Source organism: Pseudoxanthomonas suwonensis (assembly GCF_010093235.1).
GTDB classification, from domain to species: Bacteria; Pseudomonadota; Gammaproteobacteria; order Xanthomonadales; family Xanthomonadaceae; genus Pseudoxanthomonas; species Pseudoxanthomonas suwonensis.
The window spans coordinates 95,410-118,079 of the sequence record NZ_PDWP01000001.1; the positions used below are offsets into that span (position 1 = coordinate 95,410).

A 22,670-nucleotide genomic window follows, 5' to 3' on the forward strand; every position below is an offset into this window, starting at 1 on the left:
TCAGCCCCGGTCGCCGGTGCCCGGAGCGATGGCGTCCGTGGCCCCGCCCTCTTCCCGGACCTCGGCGCCGTCCGCCGCCGGCGCCGGCGCGGCGGCATCGGCCACCTTCACACCCGGGCGCAGCTTGCCGGTGCCCTCGACCACGATGCGGTCGCCGGCGGCCAGTCCCTCGAGGATCTCGGCCATGCCCTCGCGGCGCAGCCCGGTGCGCACCGGCACCTGCTCGACCACGCCCTCGCCATCGACGCGGTACACGAACGAGTCGCGGCCCACCTGGACCACCGCCAGTTCCGGCACCACCAGCGCCTCGCGCGGCGGCTGGAACAGGCTCACGTCCAGCAGCATGCCGGGCCGCAGCAGGCCTTCGGGGTTGTCGAACGCCGCGCGCACGGTGACCGCCCGGGTCTGGGGATCGATCCGCGCCTCGACGGTCTGCACGCGCCCCTCGAAGGTGCGCCCCGGCCAGGCCGCGCCGCGCGCGGCGACCACCGCATTGGCGGCGACCCGCGACAGCTCCGTTTCCGGGACCTGGAAGTCCACGTACACCCGGGCGATGTCGTCCAGGGTCGCGATCACCGCATTGGGCGTCAGCAGCGCGCCGGGGCTGACCTGGCGGATGCCCAGCACGCCGGAGAACGGCGCGCGCACCTGGCGGTCGCCGATGTCCGACTGCATCTGCCGCACCCGGGCCACGGCCGCGTCGCGGGTGGCGCGCTGGGTATCCAGCGTGGCCTGCGACACCAGCTGCTGCCCGGCCAGGCTCTGCAGCCGGCGATACTGCTGCTCGGCCTCGGCGGCGGCGGCCTCGGCCTCCATCAGCGCCGCCCGCTGGGCGTCCACGCGCAAGGTCACCAGCGGCTGGCCGGCGACCACCTTCTGCCCGCTCTCGAAATGCACCTGCTCGACGATCTCGCTGACCTTGGCGGTCAGGGTCACCGACTCGCGCGCGCGGACGGTGCCCAGGCCCTGCACGGTGTCGCTCCACGGCCGCGGCTGGACCACCGTGGTGACGACCGGGATGGCCCCGGCGCCGGAACCCGGGCCGGCTGCCTGGCGGTCGCACCCGGCCAATGCCAGCAGCCCGCACAGGACCACCGCCGGAACTCGTACCGCCATCGACCGCCTCGCTGCATTCATGGGCAAGCCGCCGAGTTTATCCAGCGCGCGTGAACGCCTGTATGTGGCTTTGGTTGGCGGTGGCGGCGGGAACTTCCCCGCCGCTCAGAGGTCAAGGGCCGCCAGCACCTGCTCCACCATGCTCTCCGGGTCCTGGCGGTCGGCCGCCAGGTGCACTTCCGGGTGTTCCGGGGCCTCGTAGGGCGAGTCGATGCCGGTGAAGTTCGGGATCAGGCCGGCGCGCGCCTTGCGGTACAGGCCCTTCACGTCGCGGGCCTCGGCCACTTCCAGCGGCACGTCCACGAACACCTCGATGAATTCGCCCGGGGCGAACCGCTCCCGCGCCATCCGCCGCTCGGCGCGGAACGGGGAGATGAAGCTGACCAGGACGATCAGGCCGGCGTCGGCCATCAGCCTGGCCACCTCGGCCACGCGGCGGATGTTCTCCACCCGGTCCTCGTCGGTGAAGCCCAGGTCGCGGTTGAGTCCGTGGCGCACGTTGTCGCCGTCCAGGACGAAGGTGTGGTAGCCCAGCGCGTGCAGGCGCTTGTCCACCAGGTTGGCCACGGTGGACTTGCCGGCGCCGGACAGGCCGGTGAACCACAGCACCTTCGGCACCTGGCCCTTGATCCGCGCGCGGGCGGCCCTGTCCACGTCCAGGTGCTGCCAGTGCACGTTGTCGGCGCGGCGCAGGGCGAAGTCCAGGGTGCCGGCGGCGACGGTGTCGTTGTTCTGGCGGTCGATCAGGATGAAGCCGCCGAGGGTGCGGTTCTCGACGTAGGACGTGAACGGGACCGGCTCCTCCAGGCTCAGGTTGCAGTAGCCGACTTCGTTGAGCTCCAGGCGCTTGGCCGCCAGGCGCTCCTGGGTGTTCACGTCGATCCGGTGCTTGATCTCGCTGATGCTGGCCGCCACGGTGCGCGTGCCGATCTTCAGCCAGTACGGCCGTCCCGGCAGCAACGGCGCGTCGCTCATCCACAGCACGTGGGCGGCGAACTGGTCGGCGACCGCGGGTGGATCGCCGGCGGCGGCGATCAGGTCGCCGCGGCTGACATCGATCTCGTCGGCCAGGGTGAGGGTCACCGCCTGGCCGGCTTCGGCGCGCTGCAGCGGCCCGTCCGGTCCCAGCACCTGGGCGATGGTCGAGCGTCGCGCCGACGGCAGCACCACCACCGGGTCGCCCGGGCGCGCCACGCCGGCGGCGATCGTGCCGGCGAAACCCCGGAAGTCCTGGTTGGGCCGGTTCACCCACTGCACCGGCAGCCGCAGGCCGGTGCGGGCCTGGCCGTCCTCGACCTCCACCGCCTCCAGGTGCTCCAGCAGCGCCGGGCCGCCGTACCAGGGCGTGTTCGGCGAACGCTGCAGCAGGTTGTCGCCCTCCAGGGCCGACAGCGGGATCGCCTGCACGTCGGGGATGCCCAGCTGCGCGGCCAGCTCGCGGTAGCCGGAGGCGATGCCTTCGAACACGGCCCGGTCGTAGCCGACCAGGTCCATCTTGTTCACCGCCAGCACCACGTGGCGGATGCCCAGCAGCGAAAGGATGAAGCTGTGCCGGCGGGTCTGCGCCAGCATGCCCTTGCGCGCGTCCACCAGCACCACCGCCAGGTCGGCGGTGGAGGCGCCGGTGGCCATGTTGCGGGTGTACTGCTCGTGGCCAGGGCAGTCGGCGACGATGAACTTGCGCTTGTCGGTATCGAAGTAGCGGTAGGCGACGTCGATGGTGATGCCCTGCTCGCGCTCGGCGGCCAGGCCATCCAGCAGCAGGGCGTAATCGATGCGCTCGCCCTGGGTGCCATGGCGGCGGCTGTCGGCCTCCAATGCCGCCAGCTGGTCGTCGAACAGGCGCTTGCTCTCGTACAGCAGGCGCCCGATCAGGGTGCTCTTGCCGTCGTCCACGCTGCCGCAGGTGATGAAGCGCAGCAGCGGCTTGGATTCGTGCTGGCGCAGATAGAGCGAAACCGCGCTATCCGCGCCGTCATTGGTGATTGGTGATTCGTGACTGGAAGAAGCAACGGCGGTGGCCTGCTCTTTCGAATCACCAATCACGAATGACGAATCACCGCTGTTCATCAAAAATATCCCTCGAGCTTCTTCTGCTCCATCGACGCGGTCGGGTCCTGGTCGATCACCCGGCCCTGGCGCTCGGAGGTGGTGGCCACCAGCATCTCGGCGATGATCGCCTCAGGGCTGTCGGCCTCCGATTCGATGGCGCCGGTCAGCGGATAGCAGCCGAGGGTGCGGAAGCGCACCTTGCGCAGCCGCGGCACTTCGCCCGGCGCCAGCGGCAGGCGCTCGTCGTCGACCATGATCAGCGCCCCGTCGCGCTCGACCACCGGGCGCTCGGCGGCGAAGTACAGCGGCACCACCGGGATCTTCTCGCGGTAGATGTAGAGCCACACGTCCAGCTCGGTCCAGTTGGACAGCGGGAACACGCGCACGCTCTCGCCGCTGCGGATGCGAGCGTTGTACAGGTTCCACAGCTCCGGGCGCTGGCGCTTGGGATCCCAGCGGTGGTTTTCGTTGCGGAACGAGAACACCCGCTCCTTGGCGCGCGACTTCTCCTCGTCGCGGCGCGCGCCGCCGATGGCGGCGTCGAACTTCCACTTGTCCAGCGCCTGCTTCAGGCCCTGGGTCTTCATCACGTCGGTGTGCACGGTGGCGCCGTGGCTGACCGGGCCTATGTCCTGGGCGATGCCATCGGGGTTGACGTGCACCCGCAGCTCCACGCCGGTCTCCGCCGCGCGGCGGTCGCGGAAGGCGATCATCTCGCGGAACTTCCAGCGCGTGTCCACGTGCAGCAGCGGGATCGGCGGCTTCGCGGGGGCGAAGGCCTTGAGCAGCAGGTGCAGCAGCACCGAGCTGTCCTTGCCCACCGAGTACAGCAGCACCGGGTTGCGGAACTCGGCGGCCACCTCGCGCAGGATGTGGATGCTCTCCGCTTCGAGGCGGTCGAGGTGGGACAGGCGGTGGGCGGGGCTCATCGGCATTCGGGTTGTGGGGGCGGCCAGGCGCCGCGGCCTCCTGCTGCGTTCGCCATACCACGCCGCACGGCAGCGGGCGGCGCTTCGGGAGGCGCAGTATCCGGGCGCGCAGCGTGGCACCTGAAATAAGCGGGGAGCATAAGCCAATAACCACAAGCCGTTTCAGGTGCAGGAGCGGGCTTCCTACCATCGGTCATCCGTCGACTTGCGACGCCGCGCCACAAGGCCCCCAGCGATGACAGCCGCGTCCCCCGCCCTGCCACCCAGTCCGCTCGACGAGGGCCGCAAGGTCCTGCTTGCACGGCTGGTCGACGGCCTGGATGCGCCCTCGCTGTGGTGGCTGTCCGGCTATACCGCCGGCCTGGCCCAGGTCCAGGCGGCGCCGCAGCTGGCGGTGCTGCCGGGTGGCGGCGCGGCCGCTGCACCGCAGGCCGGGCAGCGGCTCACCGTGCTCTATGGCAGCCAGACCGGCAATGCGCGCCGCGAAGCGGAGAAGCTGGCCCAGGCCGCCGAGGCCGCCGGCCTGGCCGTGCGCCTGGTCCGCACCGACAGCTACCCGACCCGCGAGCTGGCCAGCGAGCGCCTGCTCTATATCGTCATCAGCACCCAGGGCGAGGGCGACCCGCCGGACGACGCGATCGGTTTCACCGAATTCCTTTCCGGCAAGCGCGCGCCGAAGCTGCCGGAGCTCCGGTACGCGGTGCTCGGGCTGGGCGACACCAGCTACGCCGACTTCTGCGGCATCGCCCGCAAGCTGGACGCACGCCTGGCCGAGCTGGGCGCCCAGCGGATCCACGACCTGGGCCAGGCGGACCTGGATATCGACACCGTCGCGGCACCCTGGCGCGAGGCGGCGCTGGCCAAGGCCGGCGAGCTGCTGCGCGCGGCCGCGCCCGCGTCCACCCACCTGGCCACTGTGACCCCGCTGCGGCCGGCGACCAGCTGGTCGCATGAGCGACCGTTCCCGGCCGAAGTGCTCGCGAACCAGCAGATCACCGGCCGCGAGTTCCACCGCACCGGCTTCCGCCGCTACGACGCGCCGGAAAAGGACGTCCGCCACATCGAACTGTCGCTGGAAGGCTCCGGCCTGGCCTATGAACCCGGCGACGCGCTGGGCATCCGCCATCGCAATCCCGAGTCCCTGGTCGAGTCCGTCCTGGAAGCCACGCGGCTCGACGGTAACGCTGCCGTCACCATCGATGGGGAAACTCTGCCCCTGCACGAGTGGCTTGCCACGCGACGCGAACTGACCCGGCTGTCGCGGCCGTTCCGGGCCGCGCCCGCCGAGCGCTCCGGCTCCGCGTCGCTGCGCCAGCTGCTCGACCCCCCCCAGCCTGCCGGCCTGGCGGCGCTGCTCGCGGACCACCAGCTGGTGGACATGCTGCGCCGCTGGCCGGCGGATTGGGACCAGCAGGCCCTGGTGGCCGCGCTGCGTCCGCAGGCCCAGCGCCTGTACTCGATCGCCTCCAGCCGCAAGCGCGTGGGCGAGGAGGCGCACCTGACCGTGGACGTGCTGCGCTACCAGGCGCACGGCCACACCCACCTCGGCGCCGCCTCGGCCTTCCTGGCCGCGCTGGAGGAAGGCGCGCAGGTGCCGGTCTACATCGAGCCCAACGAGCGCTTCCGGGTCCCGGCCGATCCAGGCCGCGACATCATCATGGTCGGCCCCGGCACCGGCGTCGCCCCGTTCCGCGGCTTCGTACAGGAGCGCGCCGAGACCGGCGCCAGCGGCCGCAACTGGCTGTTCTTCGGCACCCGGCACTTCAACACCGGATTCCTTTACCAGGTCGAGTGGCAGGAGGCCCTGCAACGCAAGGAGTTGCATCGCCTCGACCTGGCCTTCTCCCGTGACCAGCCACGCAAGGTCTACGTCCAGGACCGACTGCGCGAGCGTGGCGCCGAGGTCTACGACTGGCTGCAGGGCGGCGCGCACTTCTACGTCTGCGGCGCCATCGCCATGGGCAAGGACGTGCACGCGGCGCTGCTGGACGTGGTGGCCGCGCACAACGGCGGCGACCGCGAGGCGGCCGCCGAGTACCTCACCACGCTGCAGGCCGAAGGGCGCTACGCCCGCGACGTCTACTGACCCGATCCGGTTCAACGGAAACACGTCTCCAATCCCGAATCCCGAATCCCGAATCCCGAATCCCGACCAATGAGCCATCCCTCCGTCGAAGACATCAAGACCAACAGCCGCGGCCTGCGGGGCACGCTGCTGGAGGGACTGGCCGATCCGGTCACGGGCTCGCTGTCCTTCGAGGACCAGCGCCTGGTGAAGTTCCACGGCACCTACCAGCAGGACGACCGCGACATCCGCGACGAACGCCGCCGGCAGAAGCTGGAGCCGGCACACCAGTTCATGATCCGGATCCGCGCCCCGGGCGGAGTGTTCACTCCGGAGCAGTGGCTCAAGATGGACGCCATCGCCACCCGCTTCGCCAACCACTCGCTGCGCATCACCACCCGCCAGACCTTCCAGTTCCACGGCGTGGTCAAGCGCGAGCTGAAGGCGACCATGCAGGCGATCAACGCCGCGGCGCTGGACACCATCTCCGCCTGCGGCGACGTCAACCGCAACGTGCTCGGCTGCAGCAATCCGCTGCTGTCCGGACTGCACGCGCAGGTGCACGAGTGGGCGCAGAAGCTGTCGCTGGAGTTCCTGCCGAAGACCCGCGCCTACTACGAGATCTGGCTGGACCATGAGAAGCTGGCCGACAGCGGACAGGAGGAGGATCCGCTGTACGGCACCGCCTACCTGCCGCGCAAGTTCAAGATGGCCATCGCCGTGCCGCCGGTGAACGACGTGGACGTGTTCGCCAACGACTTTGGCCTGATCGCGATCGACGACGGCGCTGGCGGCCTGGCCGGCTTCAACATCGCCATCGGTGGCGGCATGGGCGCCAGCCACGGCGATCCGAAGACCTATCCGCGCCTGGGCAACGTGATCGGTTTCGTCGCCCCGGAGCAGGCGATCGACATCGCCCGCGCCGCGGTGGTCGTGCAGCGCGACCTTGGCGACCGGGTCGAGCGCAAGCACGCGCGTTTCAAGTACACCATCGACGACAAGGGCCTGGACGCCATCGTCGCACGCATGGAGGAGCTGGCAGGTTTCCGCCTGCAGCCGGCGCGTCCGTTCCACTTCGAGCACAACGGCGACCGCTTCGGCTGGATCGAGGACGAGGACGGACGCTGGCACCTGACCCTGTCGATCCCGTCCGGCCGCATCGCCGACCGCCCCGGCGCGCCGCACCTGACCGGCCTGCGCGAGATCGCCAACGTGCATCGCGGCCAGTTCCGCCTGACGTCCAACCAGAACCTTGTCATCGCCGACGTGCCGGCAGGCGAGCGCAAGCGCATCGACGCGCTGGTACGCGACCATGGCCTGGACCTGGAGAACCGCGCCCCGACCGCGCTGCAGCGCACCGCGATGGCCTGCGTCGCCCTGCCCACCTGCGCCCTGGCCATGGCCGAGGCCGAGCGCTACCTGCCCGATTTCGCCGGCAAGCTGCAACCCATCCTGGAGAAGCTGGGCCTGGCCGAGGCACCGATCCTGCTGCGCATCTCCGGCTGCCCCAACGGCTGCTCCCGTCCCTACCTGGGCGAGATCGCCCTGGTCGGCAAGGCCCCGGGCCGCTACAACCTGATGCTCGGCGCCGACCACCGCGGCCAGCGCCTCAACACCCTCTACCGCGAGAACATCACCGAAGCGCAGATCCTCGAGGCGCTGGAGCCGCTGCTGGCGCAGTACGCGGCCGGACGCCAGCCGGACGAACGCTTCGGCGACTTCCTGCATCGCGCAGGCCTCATCGCCCTGCCGCCGTATCCCACCCATGTCCAGGTCGGGCCGGCCGAAGCCAAAGCCGTGCCCGCCTGACCTTTTGCCTGACCCCCGTCGTATCCGGACCGGAGCGTCCCCCATGAGCATCACCGCCGCCACCTCGAACGAAGCCGCCAACAGCGACGCCCACCCAGCGCTGGACCTCGACGCGCTCAATCCCCGGCTGGAGGCGATGGATGCCGAGGCGCGCGTGGCCTGGGCGCTGGAACACGGTCCGGCCACCCACGTGCTGTCCTCCAGCTTCGGCGCACAGGCGGCCGTCGCGCTGCATATGCTGACCGTGCAGAAGCCGGACATCCCGGTGATCCTGGTCGACACCGGCTACCTGTTCCCCGAGACCTACCGCTTCGCCGACGAGCTGAGCGAGCGCCTGAAGCTCAACCTCAAGGTCTACCGCCCGCTGGTCAGCCGCGCATGGATGGAAGCGCGTCACGGGCGCCTGTGGGAGCAGGGCGTGGAGGGCCTGGACAACTACAACCAGCTGCGCAAGGTCGAGCCGATGCGGCGCGCACTGGAGGAACTGGGTGCCGGCACCTGGTTCACCGGCCTGCGCCGCAGCCAGTCGTCCACCCGCGCGAACACCCCGATCCTGCAGTGGCGCGGCAACCGCCTGAAGGTCAGCCCGATCGCCGACTGGAACGACCGCGACGTGTGGCAGTACCTGAAGAAGCACGACCTTCCCTACCACCCGCTGTGGCACGAGGGCTACGTCTCCATCGGCGACTTCCACACCACCAAGCGCTGGGAGCCGGGCATGAAGGACGAGGACACCCGCTTCTTCGGCCTCAAGCGCGAGTGCGGGATCCACGAGGACATCTGAGGGATACCCCCCCTGGAAATCAGCGGTACTGCTTTTCCTCGATGAACTGCGAGCCGGCCAGGCGGTTGATGTCGTTCTTGTAGCCGACCCGCTCGCCGTTGCGCGTGGCCACGGCGCGTGCCAGCTCGATGAACTCCGCGCCGAAGTCCTGCGCGGCCTCCTTGGCGCGCAGCGCGTCCTGCACGTCCCACATGCGCTCGTTGACGTCGCGCAGCTTCAGCTTCAGCGCGTCCAGCTCCGGCGAGCCGGCGCCTGTCCTCTCCCATAGCGGCAGCAGGCCCTCCAGCTCGCGCACGACGTTGGCGCGCTTGTCCGGATCGGCGATGCGCTCGGCCTTGATCTCCAGGATCGTGATCTTGTCGACGAGCTCCCCGACCGAGACGGGGACCATGATGGTGTTCATGCGGCTTCTGCTGGCGGCTGGGGCGCCCAGTTTACCGGAGGGTCGCAACGGGCCGTGCGCGGCCGCGCCGAAAAACCTGCGCACGCCGCACCCGGGCGCGAACACGGCGTCCACCGTCGCCGGCGCAGACTGCCGACGACCTGGATACCCCCGCGGAGGCGACATGGCATCCGAGCACGGCGGAAGAGGCATTTCCCTCGCCACCGGCATCGCCCTGGGCATCGCCATTGGCGCGGCCATCGGCGTGGCGATGGACAACGTGGCACTTGGCATCGGGCCGGGTATCGCCATCGGCATCGCCCTGTCGCTGGCGACATCCAGCAAGCGCACGAAGCGGGGGGACGATGCGGGAACGGGCGGGAACCGCAACGACGGTGGATCCTGATGGCCAGCCTGCCCCCGCATCCGCTGTGGCGCATGGAGCAGCAGTTCTGGCTGGGCGACGCCGCGTTCCATGCGCAGCACCTGGCACCCGGTGCACTGATGGTGCTGCCGCCGCCAGTCGGCGTGCTCGATCGCGCGGGCACCCTCGCCTCGATCCGCGGAGCCCCGCGGTGGGACACGGTCCGCTTCGACGACCAGGTGTCTGCCGACGACGGCACGGGGGTGGTGGTACTGGCCTACCGTGCCCACGCCTCGCGTGGCGCCCCCGGTGGAGCGTACGCCGCGCTGTGCAGTTCCACCTACGTGCGCCACCGGGACCAGTGGCTGCTGGCCCTGCATCACCAGACGCCATTGGCCTGAGGGCGTGGTTCAGCTGGTGATCGTCTGGGTCAGCTGTTCCCAGCCCGGCGGTATCGGCCAGTCCGGCTCCTGGTTGCCGTCCAGCACCCGGCGCAGGTCACGCTTGTCGATCTGCGGCGCCAGCACGTGGACCAGTTCCAGCGCGTAGTCGCGCAGCACCCGCTCGCGTGGCAGCACTGCCCAGGCGATGCATTCGCTGACCTCTGGCGGCGCCGGCCAGCCACGCAGGTCGGTATCGCTGCTGCTCACCGCCATTTCCGCCAGCACGCCCACGCCCAGCCCGGCGCGCACGTAGGTCTTGATCAGGTCCGCATCCAGCGCGGTGAGCGCCAGGTTCGGCTCCAGCCCCACCGAATGGAACGCACGCTGCAGCGAGGATTCCGGGCGCACCGAGGATTCGTAGCTGATCAGCGGGTACTGCGCGAGTTCGTGGATGTCGGGAGCGCGTCCGGCGCGGTCGAGCGGATGGCCGCGCGGCACCAGCGCCAGCCGGCGCCAGCGGTACAGCGGCACCGCCACCCCGCCCTGCGGCTCGCTGCCGGCGGTGCTGACCACGGCCATGTCGGCATCCCCCTGCGACAGCAGGTCCAGGGCCACGCCCTCGGCGGACTGCTGCAGGTGCACGCTCACCTGGGGGAAATCGCGCTTGATCCGCGCGATCGCCGGCGGCAGCACGAAGCGGGACTGGGTGTGCGTGGTGATGATGGTCAGCTGGCCCTGGTTGTCGCGGCGCTGGTTGGCGGCGTAGGCGCGGATGTTGGCGGTCTCGGCCAGGATCACGCGCGCGCGTTCCAGCACCTCGGCCCCGGCCGGGGTGATCGCCTCCAGGCTGCGGCCCTTGCGCACGAACAGCAGGAAGCCCAGCTCGTCCTCGAGCTGTTTGAGCTGCTTGGACAGGCCCGGCTGGGTGGCGTGCACACGCGCCGCGGCCAGGGTGATGTTGAGCCCTGCGTCGGCAATGGCGACCAGATAACGCAGCTGGGTGAGCGTCATGCGCGGTACCGTCAACGGCTTGGCGGGGTGCAGCGGACTGTAGGGCAATCCACGCTCCAGTCTTATAACCCGAACGCATGAGCTTTGCCCGGCAAGTTATTTCCGCCCGTTATGAGGGCGTCGTACGGTCGGCTTCCCTTCCTGCGACTGCCTGCCGTGAGCCTCCCGCCCGCCGCCGCCCCGTCCCCTGGTTCCCTGGTCCTGCAGCCGGGCAGCGTGACCCTGGTCGGCGCCGGCCCCGGGGATCCGGGCCTGCTGACCCTGCACGCCCTGCGCGCGCTGGAGGCGGCCGAGGCCGTGCTGCACGACCGCCTGGTCGGCCCCGGTGTGCTGGCGCTGGCCAATCCGCGGGCGCAGCGGGTCGAGGTCGGCAAGTCGGCTGGCAACCACAGCATGCCGCAGGAGGAGATCCATGCGCTGATGCTGCACCATGCCCGCGCCGGGCTGCGGGTGGTGCGGCTGAAGGGCGGCGATCCCTTCGTGTTCGGCCGCGGCGGCGAGGAGCTGGAATTCCTGCGCGCGCACGGCATCCCCTACCAGGTGGTGCCCGGCGTCACCGCCGCGCTGGCTTGCGCCGCCTATGCCGGCATCCCGCTGACCCACCGCGACCACGCCCAGTCGCTGCGCCTGGCCACCGCGCACTGCCGCGACTCGGTCGAGGCGCCGGACTGGGAATCGCTGGCCCAGGAGCGGCAGACCCTGGCCCTGTACATGGGCGTGGCCGCGCTGGAACAGCTGCAGCAGCGCATGCTCGAGGCCGGGCGCGACCCGGCCACCCCCTTCGCCCTGGTGGAAAACGGCTCGCGCCCGGAGCAGCGGGTCGTCACCGGCACCCTTCGCGACCTGGCGCTAACCGCCCGGGCGCATGCTGTGGCCTCGCCGGCCCTGCTGATCCTGGGCGAAGTGGCCGCGCTGGCCGGCCAGCTGCACTGGTTCGGCGCCGCGCCGCTGGGCCTGCCGGCGGCACTGGCACGCGCGGCCTGACCCCCACAGCTGGCACGACACGACCCGCACGACTCCCACGACTAACGGAACGGAACCTCCATGGCCATCTACGACAGCATCCTGGACACCATCGGCCGCACTCCGGTCGTCCGCCTCAACCGCATTGCCCCGGAGGGCATCGAGCTTTACGCCAAGGTCGAGGCCTTCAACCCGGCCGGCTCGGTCAAGGACCGCCTGGCCCTGGCCATCGTGCTCGATGCCGAGGCCAAGGGCCTGCTCAAGCCGGGCGACACCATCGTCGAGGCGACCTCCGGCAATACCGGCGTGGCGCTGGCGGCGGTGGCCGCGGCGCGCGGCTACAAGTTCGTGGCGACCATGGTCGAGACCTTCTCGATCGAGCGCCGCAAGCTGATCCGCGCCTATGGCGGCAAGGTGATCCTGACCCCGGCCGCCGAGCGCGGCACCGGCATGGTGCGCAAGGCCGAGGAGCTGGCGAAGAAGCACGGCTGGTTCCTGGCCCGCCAGTTCGAGAACCCGGCCAACCCGGCCTACCACCGCCAGACCACCGCCGCCGAGATCCTGCGCGACTTCGCCGGCCGCCGCCTCGACCACTTCGTCAGCGGCTGGGGCACCGGCGGCACCCTGACCGGCGTGGGCGAGGTGCTGCGCGTGGCCCGCCCGGAGGTGAAGATCACCGCCGCCGAGCCGGCCAATGCCTCGCTGCTGGCCGGCAACGAGTGGAAGCCGCACAAGGTCCAGGGCTGGACCCCGGACTTCGTCCCGGCCGTGCTCAACCGCGAAGTCGCCGACCGCATCCTCGGCGTCAGCGACGAGGACGCGATTGCCACCGCGCGCCGCCTCGCCGCCGAGGAAGGCATCTTCGTCGGCATCTCCTCCGGCGCGACGGTTGCCGCCGCGCTGCAGGTCGCCGCCGAGGCACCGGCCGGTTCGGTGCTGCTGGCCATGCTGCCAGACACCGGCGAGCGCTACTTCTCCACCCCGCTGTTCGAGGGCGTCAACGAGGGTTCGGACGACGAGTGGCTGGCCTCGCTGGGCTGATTGCCGGCAGGCCCACGTGGGATATGGGACGGGCGATGCGCAGGCATCGCCCGTTTTTCCTGGCCGGTCGGGGCCAGCACCGGCATCGATACGGAGCGGCCGGCCAGGTTTTCGTTCGAGCGAAAGCAAAGCCACGCATGGCAGCGCGCGAAGGACGTGTCCGACCACCGCCCTGGAACGCATGACCGGAAGGGCGGCCACTGGCCGCCCTTCTTCAATCCCCTCGCCGCGAGGGCACTCAGGCCTTCATCGTCCCCGTATCGAGGAACCGCTGGTGCCAGGACAGCGCCTCGGCCAGCAGGTGCGGGGTGTGCCGGCCCTTGCTGTCGCGCAGGGCGCGGTCGTAGTAGTCCTGCAGCATCGGCCGGTAGTCCGGGTGCGCGCAGTTGTTGATGATCGCCCGCGCGCGCTGCTTGGGCGACAGCCCACGCAGGTCGGCCAGGCCCTGCTCGCTGACCAGCACCGCCACGTCGTGTTCGGTGTGGTCGACGTGGCTGACCATCGGCACGAAGGCCGAGATCGCCCCGTTCTTGGCCGTGCTCGGGCTCAGGAAGCAGGACATGAAGCCGTTGCGGGCGAAGTCGCCGGAGCCGCCGATGCCGTTGATGATGCTGGTGCCGCAGACGTGGGTGGAGTTCACGTTGCCGTAGAGGTCGGCCTCGACCATGCCGTTCATGCCGATCACGCCCAGGCGGCGCACCAGCTCGGCGTGGTTGGAGATCTCCTGCGGGCGCAGCACGATCTTCTCGCGGTACAGGTCGATGTTGCGCGCGAACTCCTCCACGCCCTCCGGGCTGAGCGAGAACGAGGTGGCCGAGGCCATGTCGATCGTGCCGTTGCCGATCAGGTCGAGCATGCCGTCCTGGATCACCTCGGTGAACGCGGTCAGGCCGCGGAAGCCGCCCTCGTGCAGGCCGGCCAGCACCGCGTTGGCGATGTTGCCCACGCCCGACTGCAGCGGCAGCAGCTGCTCGCCCAGGCGCCCGGCCCTGATCTCGTGGCGGAAGAATTCCACCAGGTGGCCGGCGATGGCGCGGGAGACGTCGTCGATCGGGGCGAAGCGGCCGATGCGGTCCGGCGCGTCGCTCTCGACCACCGCCACCACCTTGTCCAGGTCGACCTTGAGGTAGGGCTCGCCGATGCGGTCGCCCGGGTGGGTCAGCGGGATCGGCTTGCGGTGCGGCGGCTTGGCGGTGCCGTAGTAGACATCGTGCATGCCTTCCATGCCGCGTGGCTGGCGGTGGTTGACCTCGATGATCACCTTGTCGGCCAGGTCCAGCCAGGTCTTGTTGTTGCCCACCGAGGTGGAGGGCACCAGGCGGCCGTCGGGCAGGATCGCGGTGACCTCGACGATGGCCAGGTCGATGCGCCCGAGGAAGCCGAACAGGGCGTGCTGGGCGACATGGCCCAGGTGCACGTCCATGTATTCGATCTGGCCGCCATTGATGCGGCCGCGCAGCTCCGGGTCGGACTGGTACGGCAGGCGGAACTCGATGCCGCCGGCGCGCGCCAGCACGCCGTCCAGCTCCGGCGCGGTGGAGGCGCCGGTCAGGATGCGGATGGCGAACTGCTCGCCGCGCCCGTGTGCGGCCTCGATGCGCGAGGCCAGCGCCTTGGGCACGGCCTTGGGATAGCCGGCACCGGTGAAGCCACTCATGCCCACGGCCATGCCGGGCTGGATCAGGGCAGCGGCCTGCTCAGCCGACATGAGCCTGGAGGCCAGGCCGGCGTGGGCAATGCGCTCGTTCATGATGCGGGGGGTCCAACGTCGGGGGGAACCTCGCGATTCTAACGGCCGGCGGCGGCCGCCCTCCCCCGGCCGGCGCCCCCGGCCCATGCACTTTTCGGCTAATTGCGGCCGCGCCCTGGCTGTGCGCAAAGTGCGGACCATGTGACGCAGCGCCCAGTGCGGGCGCCCGGCTGCCCCCACCGGCCATGCCTCCAGGCGCCAGCGCCTGCAACGCCCCGCGGGCCTCCAGGCCCCGCCCTGCCACCAGGTCCCGCCCCGGCGTCCCGGCCGGGGCCGCCCTGCCACGGCGCTTTGTGCATTGCAATACGGCAGGGCGTAAAATGGCCGGCTTCCACCACCCGCATTCGCAACGGAGCCACAGATGGGCCTCGACCAGGTCAATTCCGGACGCAACCCGCCCGAGGAAATCAACGTCGTCATCGAGATCCCGAAGGACTCCGAGCCGGTCAAGTACGAAGTGGACAAGGAAAGCGGCGCGATCTTCGTCGACCGCATCCTCTCCACCCCCATGCGCTACCCGTGCAACTACGGCTACGTGCCGGACACCCTGTGCGGCGATGGCGACCCGGCCGACGTGCTGGTGGTGCTGCCGCTGCCGCTGGTCCCGGGCTCGGTGGTGCGCTGCCGTCCGGTGGGCGTGCTGAAGATGAGCGACGAGGCCGGCTCCGACGAGAAGATCCTGGCCGTGCCGATCGCCAAGGTGTTCGCCGGCTACGCCCACGTCGAGGACATCAAGCAGGTCTCGCAGCACTGGCTGGAGCGCATCGGCCACTTCTTCGAGCACTACAAGGACCTCGAGAAGGGCAAGTGGGTCAAGGTCGAGGGCTGGGGCGACCACGACGAAGCCAAGAAGATCCTGCTGGACGCCATGGCCCGCGCCAAGGCCCAGAAGGCCTGACGGGCACCGGGTGCGGCCCCGGCCGCACCCGCCCCGCGCGGTCCGGGCCGTGCCACCGGAATGTCGACTCAGGCACACTCCGGAAGCCCGGCCGTGCCGCGCCTGCCACCGGTAGTAAACAATCCTGCCCGGATTCCGATACCGTGCGGGTTGGGGCATCCCGACGTGGCCCGGCCCTGCCGTAGAAGATTTCGTGGAGGAGATTGAGTGCGCATCCTGTTCGTCGGTGACGACGTCGTATTTCCTGCCGACCTCGTGGAGCTGGTCGGCGACATGGGAGAGGACTGGGATGTCCGCCGCTGTGGGGATGGGGGCTCGGCCATGGCACTGGTGGCCGACACCGAGGTCGATGTCGTCCTGGTACCGCCGACCCTGCCGGACATGCCGGCAGCCACCCTGCTGGGCCAGATCCGCACCCTGAGGCCCTCCACCTCGCGCATGGCGGTGATCGAGAACTCGGCCACCCCGCCGGCCCGCGTCATCGGCCTCGCCCACCGCTTCCTGCCCGCCCCCGTGGCCCCGGAGCTGCTGCTGGAGTCCGTCGGCAGCCTCGAGGAGCTGCGCGACCTGGTGGACAACCCGCAGCTGCGCGAGGGCATTGGCCGCGTCGAGCAGCTGCCGTCTCCGCCGCAGCTGTACCTGCGGCTGATGCACGCCCTGGAGAACGACGAGGACACCAGCGCCGCCGACATCGCCGGCCTGGTCGCGGCCGATCCGGCGATCGCCGCCAAGGTCCTGCAGCTGTGCAACTCGGCGTTCTTCTCCTCCGGCCGCACCGTGACCGACCTGCGCGCCGCGGTGACCCGCCTGGGCATCGCCACCCTGCGCGACCTGGTCCTGGCCAGCGAGGTGTTCGCCCTGCCGGCCCCGGCCGGCGTGGACCGCAATGCCCTGCAGCAGCGCGCCCTGGTGGCCTCGCGCCTGGCCAAGCGCATGCTCCCCGAATCCAGCGCCGAGCTGGGCGCCACCGCCGCCCTGCTGGCCGACATCGGCCTGCTGCTGCCGGGCGTGCGCGCCGAGCGCGAGCCGGTGGCCGAGGGCGACCCCCGTCCGGGCCACACCGAGGCCGGCGCCTACCTGCTGGGCCTGTGGGGCCTGCCGATGCCGATCATCGAGGCGGTGGCCTTCCCTCGCCGCCCCTCGCGCTCGGCCAGCCGCAGCTTCTGGGTCACCGGCGCCACCCACGTGGCCATGGCCCTGGCCTCCGGCGAGGAGCCGGACCTGGAGTACCTGCAGCGCTGCAACGTGCTCTCGCGCCTGGACGACTGGCGCGCCCAGGCCGAACTGATGCTGGATTCGGCCACCGCCTGACCGCAGGTGCCGGCCGGGGCGCGCGCGATCCGCGCCGCCCCGGCCGGCGATCCATCCCTCCGGCATGTGCTGGCGCAGGCGCCAGCCGGTCCGCGCGGCCCCCCGGAGGACGGCACCGCCGGCGCCGGGCCATGCCCGGCCTCGTCCTCACCAGTGGGTGTAGCGGCCTTCGCTGTACATCGTCCACTCGGCCGCGCGGCGGTTGGCGAGCCCGCGGTTCTCGCGGCCCTGCGAACGCGACCACGCCTTCCAGGCCTGCTCCAGGGTCGGATAGGCCGGCACCCGCAGGCCAGGGTCGTTGATCATGCGCAGCACCGACGAGCCCAGGAACGCCCCGGTGCCGATGTTGTAGGCCAGCGCCACCAGCGCATCGAACTGGTTCTGCTGCTGCGGCACCTTGAGTCCCTGGTTGACCGCGTTCTCGAACGGCGCCAGGTCCCTGCGCAGCAGTGCCTCGGCGGCGGCCTCGTCGATGCCGCCGCGGTACTGCGGCCATTCGGCTGAAGTGATGAGGTGGCCGTAGCCGATCGTGGCGCCCTGCACCCAGTGGTCGACCGGCTTGCCGGTCTGGTCGTCGTACGGCACCAGGGACTTGCCCTCCACCTTCTTCAGCCAGGCCAGTCCTTCGTTGCTCATGTGCATCGTGTCCATGGGATTCGTCCTTCCCGCGACGCCCGCCCCGGCCCCTGCCGGACGGGCCTGCGCGGATCATCTGTTCGAGGGGAACTTGAAGCCGATGTAGGTGCCGGAACTCAGGCCCATCAGCCCCAGCAAGGTGGGACTGAACTCCGGCATCGTCAGCCCGTTGTAGACGGCCGACAGGAAGATCACGCCGAGGATCAGGGTGAAGGCGAGGATCTGGAACCGGTCGAAGCGGTAGCCGTGCGCGTCCGACAGCAGGTCGCGCAGGAACCCGCGCGAGCGGTGCACCGGCGCACCCTGCAGCTCCTGCAACCGTGCCTCGATCTCCAGCAGGCGCGCTGCGTTCGCCGTGTCGTTGCCATCGTCCCCGCCGGCAGTGCCTGCGGCCGCGGACAGCGCCCGCTGCTCGGCCTGCAGCGCACGCACTTCCTGCGCGGAGGCACCGGCACGATCGGAGTCGATGAGCGCCTCGCCCAGGGCGGTACCGGCACTGATGCCCATCAGCGCCAGCAACGACGGAGTGATGGTGTCCTTCGCGTCGGTGACCAGCCAGATCGAAACGTACGAGGCGTAGACCAGCGAGAACCAGAACGCCATCTGGAACCGCCCCAGGTCGTAGGGCCCCAGTTCGCCATTGCCGGGGTGGCGGATGATGCCTGTGGTCCGCGCCAGCCACACCAAGGTCGACAGGGTAAGCAGCACCACCGCCAGCGCCAGGTAGCCGTAGGCCGGATTGATCACCGTCAGCGGCAGCCGGTTGTAGCGGGCGTAGACCGTGTCGAACGGCGAGTCGTCCTCCGGGCCGACGCTGAAGGTCACCGGTCGCTTCAGGCCTTCAGGTGCGCCCAGCAACTGCCGCCACGTGTCCTCGCTTTGGCGGGTGATCGCCAGGTGGAACAGCAGGCGTCCGTGCTGCAGGTCGATCGCGACGGGCGTGTTGCCCGCGATCGGGTAGCCATCGATGAACGGCACCAGCCTTCGCGGATCGTTGTCCTTCGCCCATTCCCGCAGGCCGGCGACCTCCACCTCGATGGGGCAGTCGAGTTCAAGCCAGCCCTCGACACCGACCACGCGCGGCGCGGTCACCACGCTTGCCCAGCCCGCGGCCGGCGCGCCCAGCACCAGCAGCACGCAGACCAGCCGCAGCAGTCTCGCATTCCTGCCCCGCCACCGCCGCCAGCCGGCGGTGGCAGTGCTGCCTGGCACGAACGTATCCATCGCCATCTCCCGACGCCGCCATGCGCACCTGTCCGCGGAGCTACGCGCGGATCGCCCTCAGCCGGTCCACGTCCTTCTTTTCGTGGACCGTCAGCGCATCGAGGAACAGGGCCGCGGCGGCCGCGTTGTCCCTCCTGCGTGCCTCATCCAGGAGCTTGCTGGCGATCCCCGCTGCCGCACCGGAGAACAATGGCGCCTTGCCATCGACGGACTGGTTGGCCGCGATGATCTCCGCGCCCGTCCGCAGCCATCCGGCCACCGAGTCCTCCCAGGCGCCGTTGAGCTGCCGCACCACGACCCTGGCCGCTTCCTCGTCGCTGAAATAGGCCAGGCCGCCCAGCCCGTAATCGTCCTCGGGCAGGGGTATCCACGATTCGCTGCGCCCCAGGTGCATCGAGGCGGGCGCGATGCCGTTGGCGTACAGGAACGTCGTGCAGCCGAAGCAGGACGCGAGCTTGAGGGTCTTCTCCCCCAGCGCGATTTCGTAGGGAATGCCGCCCGGAAAATCCGTCCTGGCCATGCCCACCGCCCAGACCATGCCGTGGCAGTAGCCGCAGACGCACTCGCCGCCGCCGCGAGCGGCCCATTCCCGGATCATCCCGGTCGGCTCGAACGAGCCCGCCTGCTTCGGCGACTCGCTGGGCCTGGCATCCTCCTGCTCGTATCCGATCAGGCCATGGAGCGCGACACCGCGGTTCCAGCGTGCAGGTTCCCCGCCGTATGGAATCAGGCATCGCACCGAGGAGATCACCCGCGGCGGCACGTTGTCCGGATGGTCGACGATGCCGTAATACGCGCCGAACTCCTTGTCCAGGTTCTCTTCGCGCAGCTCATCCAGGCCGGTCGCCCATTCCCGGTAGCCCTTCGGCGCCGGTTCGCGGCTATCCGCCGGGTACGCCAGGTCCCTCATGTAGCGCCTGACCCACTCCGAGCGGGGCTGGAGCTCCTGCCGCTCCTCGAAGCGCCTGTCGATTTCCTCGCTGGTGCTGATGGCGACGTGGTCGCGGTCGTGCGCCTGGCTGACTCCGATGTCGACCTGCCCGCGATGGCGTGTCCGGCTGACATGCTCGGCCAGCGGAATAACAGCCGCGCTCAGTTCGCCAAGGGCCCTTTCCTGCCGGTCGGGGGAGCTGTCCGGCTCCACGTCCCAGCGCAGCGGAACGTTTTTCTGGAACGCGCTGTCCAGGAATCCAATGAATACGCTGGAGAAGATGGTGCTCGCCTCCAGGACCAGCGCATCCTTCTCCGGACCGGTGAGCGCGGTCGGCGTACCGTCGATGATGCCCATGTGCCACCTCGTCGTGTTGGGTCGTTGGGGCCGGCCGTGGCATCGCATCGATGCTGGCCGCGGCGGCGGAATCGCCGCCGGTATCGAACGTAGTCGTCGACCGGAAACGCTGTTGGTCCGTGCGTTGCAGCCGCTTTCCCGCATGTCGCAATCAGCGCGGAGGACCCGCTAGCGCGGGACCCGTTCCAGCACGCAGCCCTTTCCGCACTGCCCGTCGTCGGGAATGAAGGAGTAGCGCAGCGTCCGGCCATCCGATTCCACGCGCAGCAGGCGGTCCACCAGCGCTTCGCAGTAGCCGCCGGCCACCTGGCGCATCAAGGCCTGGAAGTAGTGCACCGTGCCGGCTGCCCCCTGGTAGGCGAGGCCGACCTGGCACTGCCGCGTGCCGCCCTGGCGCAGCAGGCTGTCCGCATCGCCCGGCTCGGTGCCACCGACGTCCAGGCGCACGTCGACCGGCACGCTGGATTGCGCCGGCTGGAGCCAGCCGGCCCAGGCGCCATGCAGCACCGGATCGGCCGCGCCACCGGCGCGCCGCAGGGTCCACCCGTATCGCCGGTCGCTGGCCGAGAGCGAAACCGACAGCTGCGCATCGTCCTTCGCCGCCAGCTGCAGCGTCCCCGGAACCAGCCGGTCGCAGAACCGGCCGCCGTTGGATTCGGTGATCGCGAACCCAGTCGGCGCCTGTGCGCCTCCGACCGCGCGCAGGAGCAGCGTGCAGTTCCGTCCTGCGCCGAACCGCAGCACCGCGCCGCTGCCCTTGTCGATGCTCAGGCGCAGCGAGGACGGGGCGCTGGACACCTGATCCTGTCCGACCCAGTCGCCGGACAGGGGCGAGGCCGGGGACGTACTCGCCCCCGTCGCGATCCAGGCCAATGCCGCCTGCGCCGCCATGCGGCGCACCTTGTTGCGTTTCATGTCGTTCTCCTCGTTTGTCGCGCGCGGCGGCCGCCGCGCTTGCGTTGCCTCAGGAAGCCAGCAGGTACGGCAGGACGGCGGCCACCGCCGCCAGCAGTGCGGATAGCGACAGGAGCAGGACGAGCCGGCGACGCCTGGCCGACGCCTCGCGCGCCAGCACCGGCCCCAGGGCTGCGAGTGCGCGGCGTGCGTCCTCGCCCTCGAGCAGCAGGGACGGACGGGAGCGTCGGCGAATGCGCCAGGCCTTGCGCGGCGCCGGCGACGTGCCTGCCACTCCACCGTCTCGCTGGTTGCGGCGCAGGACGGTTCCGTCCAGCCACACCTCCACTTCCGGCCCCTGCAGCCGCAGCGCAAGCCGATGCGGCGTGCGACGTGCGCAGGGATCCAGTTCTATCCGCACGGCGCCATCGCGGGTCGACGGTGGCCGGACCCGCAGGGCGCAGTCGATCTCCAGGCTCAACCCGGCCACCGACATCCCTTCGCGGCACATCAGCGATTCGAGCGGGACCTGCAGGACCCGCCAGCCATCGTCGCCCAGGCTCGGAACCTGGAACTCGAGGGGCCCGTCGCCATCGAGCCCGAATCCACGGCGCCAGCGCGCCCGGCGGTCTTCCTGCAGCCTCGCGTCGGCCGCAGCCACGGCCGATCCCAGTTCGCCCAGCAGCTCGTCCAGCGTATGCGCGGCCACCGGCGTTTCACTCCGCGTCCTGCATCCACGCCGGCTTGCGCGGGAAGCCGACGTGGTAGGCCAGCCACTGCAGCACCACCTGGTGCTCGCCGATCTGCAGCAGGCTGAAGCTGCGTTCGATCCCGAGGATCATGCCCTTCGGCGTGTCGCTCAGGCAGCGGTTGAGCAGCTCCTGCTTCTGCGCGATCTGCGCGTCCGACAGCATCTGCGACGGGTTGTCGCTGCCTACCACCACGCGCTTGACGTACTTGACCTGGCTCAGGTCGGACATCGCTTGCCTCCTGCACGGAAGAGTCCATCCAGACGGCGACCGCCGCGACGGCGGCGGCCGCCGCTCCCTTCACCGTTCTCCTGCGTTCCGGTCACGCGACCGGGATCAGGTCACCGGCACCGGCGCGCTGATCTTCCGCGGCGCCGCCGCGGTCTGCAGGATGTCCAGCACCCGCGCCAGCCCCTCGGGCATGCCGGTGTCCTGCGCACGGACCTCGACGTGGTACTTGGCCGAGTTGTCCGAGCTGCGGGTGTTTTCCTTGTGCGTGGCCACCGAGCCCTGGATGTTCACCTTGGCCGAGAAAATGCCCCACCCGACCCTCATCTCGGCGTTCATCGTGGCGCTGGCGTCGGTGGACTCCTTGGCGCTGAAGGAGGACTTCACCTCCATGTCGAACGTGATGTCCACGCTCTGGATGCTCAGCGAAGGCACCTTGACGATCGACAGCAGCGGCACCTCCAGCTCGACCTCTTCCTCGGCGATGGCGCCGCCGTTGGCCGGATCGGGGTTGTCGACCGGGCGCTTGAACCGGAACAGCGCGGTGCGCGTGCCACCCACCGCATACGGATCGTTCGGGTCGGGGCTGGCGGGTGGCAGGAAGCCCACCACGCGGATGAAGTCCGCGGTGGCGTTGGCCAGCTTGATCTGCGAATCGCAGGCAGCCGTCAGCGGGCCACCGATCAGGTCGCCCATCGGCAACCCCTTGAACTGACTTGACATGTTGACGAGTTCGTCGGCCATGGCCGTATCTCCTCTATCTGGACCGCCCGAATGGAATGCTGCGGATGTG

21 protein-coding genes and 1 pseudogene are annotated in these 22,670 nt (G+C 70.3%); 9 read left to right on the forward strand and 13 right to left on the reverse strand.

All coding sequences use genetic code 11. The annotated features are described in order from the left end of the window. The 3 genes from CSC68_RS00425 to cysD form a co-directional block, all read right to left on the reverse strand. On the reverse strand, positions 1–1,116 hold the full coding sequence (locus CSC68_RS00425; protein WP_162201538.1) for an efflux RND transporter periplasmic adaptor subunit: 1,116 nt from the start codon (positions 1,114–1,116) through the stop codon (positions 1–3). Between the two features lie 105 nt (positions 1,117–1,221). Continuing rightward, positions 1,222–3,186 carry a sulfate adenylyltransferase subunit CysN gene (gene cysN / locus CSC68_RS00430; RefSeq protein WP_162201539.1) on the reverse strand — a complete coding sequence of 655 codons (1,965 nt, stop codon included), beginning with the start codon at positions 3,184–3,186 and terminating at the stop codon, positions 1,222–1,224. Beyond that, a complete protein-coding gene (cysD, locus tag CSC68_RS00435; RefSeq protein WP_162201540.1) occupies positions 3,186–4,097 on the reverse strand; it encodes a sulfate adenylyltransferase subunit CysD in 912 nt (303 codons plus the stop codon). Before cysD ends, cysN begins: the two co-directional genes overlap by 1 nt. 235 nt (positions 4,098–4,332) lie before the next feature. On the opposite strand from cysD, the gene CSC68_RS00440 reads away from it, so the two are divergent. From CSC68_RS00440 to CSC68_RS00450, 3 genes are all read left to right on the forward strand, one after another. Beyond that, entirely contained in the window at positions 4,333–6,183 is a 1,851-nt protein-coding gene (locus CSC68_RS00440; RefSeq protein ID WP_162201541.1) for an assimilatory sulfite reductase (NADPH) flavoprotein subunit, read from the forward strand. Positions 6,184–6,252: 69 nt separating this feature from the next. Then, positions 6,253–7,971 (forward strand): assimilatory sulfite reductase (NADPH) hemoprotein subunit, encoded by a 1,719-nt coding sequence (gene cysI / locus CSC68_RS00445; protein ID WP_162201542.1) that lies wholly within the window; start codon positions 6,253–6,255, stop codon positions 7,969–7,971. Between the two features lie 43 nt (positions 7,972–8,014). Then, positions 8,015–8,755, forward strand: a complete 741-nt coding sequence (locus CSC68_RS00450; RefSeq protein WP_162201543.1) for a phosphoadenylyl-sulfate reductase — start codon at positions 8,015–8,017, stop codon at positions 8,753–8,755. Between the two features lie 19 nt (positions 8,756–8,774). Here the strand turns inward: CSC68_RS00450 and CSC68_RS00455 are convergent, their stop codons facing one another. Beyond that, positions 8,775–9,158, reverse strand: a complete 384-nt coding sequence (locus CSC68_RS00455; RefSeq protein WP_162201544.1) for a DUF6165 family protein — start codon at positions 9,156–9,158, stop codon at positions 8,775–8,777. 163 nt (positions 9,159–9,321) lie between these two features. Between CSC68_RS00455 and CSC68_RS00460 the strand changes: the two genes are divergently transcribed. After that, complete coding sequence (locus tag CSC68_RS00460; RefSeq protein WP_162201545.1) at positions 9,322–9,543, forward strand: glycine zipper domain-containing protein; 222 nt, start codon at positions 9,322–9,324, stop codon at positions 9,541–9,543. Beyond that, a complete protein-coding gene (locus tag CSC68_RS00465) occupies positions 9,543–9,902 on the forward strand; it encodes a nuclear transport factor 2 family protein (protein ID WP_162201546.1) in 360 nt (119 codons plus the stop codon). The genes CSC68_RS00460 and CSC68_RS00465 overlap by 1 nt, the downstream gene beginning before the upstream one ends. 9 nt (positions 9,903–9,911) lie before the next feature. On the opposite strand, the gene CSC68_RS00470 is transcribed toward CSC68_RS00465, so the two are convergent. Then, a complete protein-coding gene (locus tag CSC68_RS00470; protein ID WP_162201547.1) occupies positions 9,912–10,895 on the reverse strand; it encodes a LysR family transcriptional regulator in 984 nt (327 codons plus the stop codon). Positions 10,896–11,045: 150 nt separating this feature from the next. Between CSC68_RS00470 and cobA the strand changes: the two are divergent. Both cobA and cysK read left to right on the forward strand, forming a co-directional pair. Then, positions 11,046–11,879, forward strand: a pseudogene (gene cobA / locus CSC68_RS00475) (uroporphyrinogen-III C-methyltransferase); the annotation flags it as partial. 60 nt (positions 11,880–11,939) lie between these two features. After that, positions 11,940–12,899: a cysteine synthase A gene (cysK, locus tag CSC68_RS00480; protein ID WP_162201549.1), complete on the forward strand. Its 960-nt coding sequence runs from the start codon at positions 11,940–11,942 to the stop codon at positions 12,897–12,899. Positions 12,900–13,137: 238 nt separating this feature from the next. Here cysK and scpC read toward each other — a convergent pair whose 3' ends face one another. After that, a complete protein-coding gene (scpC, locus tag CSC68_RS00485; RefSeq protein ID WP_162201550.1) occupies positions 13,138–14,649 on the reverse strand; it encodes a succinyl-CoA:acetate CoA-transferase ScpC in 1,512 nt (503 codons plus the stop codon). 361 nt (positions 14,650–15,010) lie between these two features. Here scpC and ppa point away from each other — a divergent pair, with 361 nt between their 5' ends. Beyond that, the gene (ppa, locus tag CSC68_RS00490; RefSeq protein WP_162201551.1) at positions 15,011–15,547 is read left to right on the forward strand and encodes an inorganic diphosphatase; all 537 of its coding nucleotides are present in this window, start codon (positions 15,011–15,013) and stop codon (positions 15,545–15,547) included. 207 nt (positions 15,548–15,754) lie between these two features. Next, positions 15,755–16,858: an HDOD domain-containing protein gene (locus tag CSC68_RS00495; RefSeq protein ID WP_162201552.1), complete on the forward strand. Its 1,104-nt coding sequence runs from the start codon at positions 15,755–15,757 to the stop codon at positions 16,856–16,858. 147 nt (positions 16,859–17,005) lie between these two features. Here CSC68_RS00495 and CSC68_RS00500 read toward each other — a convergent pair whose 3' ends face one another. The 7 genes from CSC68_RS00500 to CSC68_RS00530 all read right to left on the reverse strand — a co-directional run bounded on the left by CSC68_RS00500 (position 17,006) and on the right by CSC68_RS00530 (position 22,621). Next, positions 17,006–17,494, reverse strand: a complete 489-nt coding sequence (locus tag CSC68_RS00500; RefSeq protein WP_246193402.1) for a lysozyme — start codon at positions 17,492–17,494, stop codon at positions 17,006–17,008. 72 nt (positions 17,495–17,566) lie between these two features. After that, on the reverse strand, positions 17,567–18,718 hold the full coding sequence (locus tag CSC68_RS00505; RefSeq protein ID WP_162201554.1) for a hypothetical protein: 1,152 nt from the start codon (positions 18,716–18,718) through the stop codon (positions 17,567–17,569). Positions 18,719–18,758: 40 nt separating this feature from the next. Continuing rightward, entirely contained in the window at positions 18,759–20,006 is a 1,248-nt protein-coding gene (locus CSC68_RS00510) for a hypothetical protein (protein ID WP_162201555.1), read from the reverse strand. A gap of 168 nt (positions 20,007–20,174) precedes the next feature. Continuing rightward, positions 20,175–20,921, reverse strand: a complete 747-nt coding sequence (locus CSC68_RS00515; RefSeq protein ID WP_162201556.1) for a hypothetical protein — start codon at positions 20,919–20,921, stop codon at positions 20,175–20,177. A 49-nt stretch (positions 20,922–20,970) separates the two neighbouring features. Next, positions 20,971–21,609, reverse strand: coding sequence for a hypothetical protein (locus CSC68_RS00520; protein WP_162201557.1), 639 nt, complete (start codon positions 21,607–21,609; stop codon positions 20,971–20,973). A 7-nt stretch (positions 21,610–21,616) separates the two neighbouring features. Beyond that, a complete protein-coding gene (locus CSC68_RS00525) occupies positions 21,617–21,880 on the reverse strand; it encodes a hypothetical protein (protein ID WP_162201558.1) in 264 nt (87 codons plus the stop codon). Positions 21,881–21,985: 105 nt separating this feature from the next. Next, positions 21,986–22,621: a DUF2589 domain-containing protein gene (locus tag CSC68_RS00530; protein WP_162201559.1), complete on the reverse strand. Its 636-nt coding sequence runs from the start codon at positions 22,619–22,621 to the stop codon at positions 21,986–21,988. Positions 22,622–22,670: the final 49 nt, after the last annotated feature.

Bases quoted from the DNA above. Each gene is read 5' to 3' on its own strand.
- cysD (WP_162201540.1), bottom strand. From the start codon at position 4,097: ATGAGCCCCGCCCACCGCCTGTCCCACCTCGACCGCCTCGAAGCGGAG.
- CSC68_RS00465 (WP_162201546.1), top strand. From the start codon at position 9,543: ATGGCCAGCCTGCCCCCGCATCCGCTGTGGCGCATGGAGCAGCAGTTC.
- CSC68_RS00515 (WP_162201556.1), bottom strand. From the start codon at position 20,921: ATGAAACGCAACAAGGTGCGCCGCATGGCGGCGCAGGCGGCATTGGCC.
- ppa (WP_162201551.1), top strand. From the start codon at position 15,011: ATGGGCCTCGACCAGGTCAATTCCGGACGCAACCCGCCCGAGGAAATC.
- cysN (WP_162201539.1), bottom strand. From the start codon at position 3,186: ATGAACAGCGGTGATTCGTCATTCGTGATTGGTGATTCGAAAGAGCAG.
- CSC68_RS00440 (WP_162201541.1), top strand. From the start codon at position 4,333: ATGACAGCCGCGTCCCCCGCCCTGCCACCCAGTCCGCTCGACGAGGGC.
- CSC68_RS00500 (WP_246193402.1), bottom strand. From the start codon at position 17,494: ATGAGCAACGAAGGACTGGCCTGGCTGAAGAAGGTGGAGGGCAAGTCC.
- cysK (WP_162201549.1), top strand. From the start codon at position 11,940: ATGGCCATCTACGACAGCATCCTGGACACCATCGGCCGCACTCCGGTC.
- CSC68_RS00450 (WP_162201543.1), top strand. From the start codon at position 8,015: ATGAGCATCACCGCCGCCACCTCGAACGAAGCCGCCAACAGCGACGCC.
- cysI (WP_162201542.1), top strand. From the start codon at position 6,253: ATGAGCCATCCCTCCGTCGAAGACATCAAGACCAACAGCCGCGGCCTG.
- CSC68_RS00530 (WP_162201559.1), bottom strand. From the start codon at position 22,621: ATGGCCGACGAACTCGTCAACATGTCAAGTCAGTTCAAGGGGTTGCCG.
- CSC68_RS00460 (WP_162201545.1), top strand. From the start codon at position 9,322: ATGGCATCCGAGCACGGCGGAAGAGGCATTTCCCTCGCCACCGGCATC.
- CSC68_RS00510 (WP_162201555.1), bottom strand. From the start codon at position 20,006: ATGGGCATCATCGACGGTACGCCGACCGCGCTCACCGGTCCGGAGAAG.
- scpC (WP_162201550.1), bottom strand. From the start codon at position 14,649: ATGAACGAGCGCATTGCCCACGCCGGCCTGGCCTCCAGGCTCATGTCG.
- CSC68_RS00525 (WP_162201558.1), bottom strand. From the start codon at position 21,880: ATGTCCGACCTGAGCCAGGTCAAGTACGTCAAGCGCGTGGTGGTAGGC.
- CSC68_RS00505 (WP_162201554.1), bottom strand. From the start codon at position 18,718: ATGGATACGTTCGTGCCAGGCAGCACTGCCACCGCCGGCTGGCGGCGG.
- CSC68_RS00425 (WP_162201538.1), bottom strand. From the start codon at position 1,116: ATGGCGGTACGAGTTCCGGCGGTGGTCCTGTGCGGGCTGCTGGCATTG.
- CSC68_RS00470 (WP_162201547.1), bottom strand. From the start codon at position 10,895: ATGACGCTCACCCAGCTGCGTTATCTGGTCGCCATTGCCGACGCAGGG.
- CSC68_RS00455 (WP_162201544.1), bottom strand. From the start codon at position 9,158: ATGAACACCATCATGGTCCCCGTCTCGGTCGGGGAGCTCGTCGACAAG.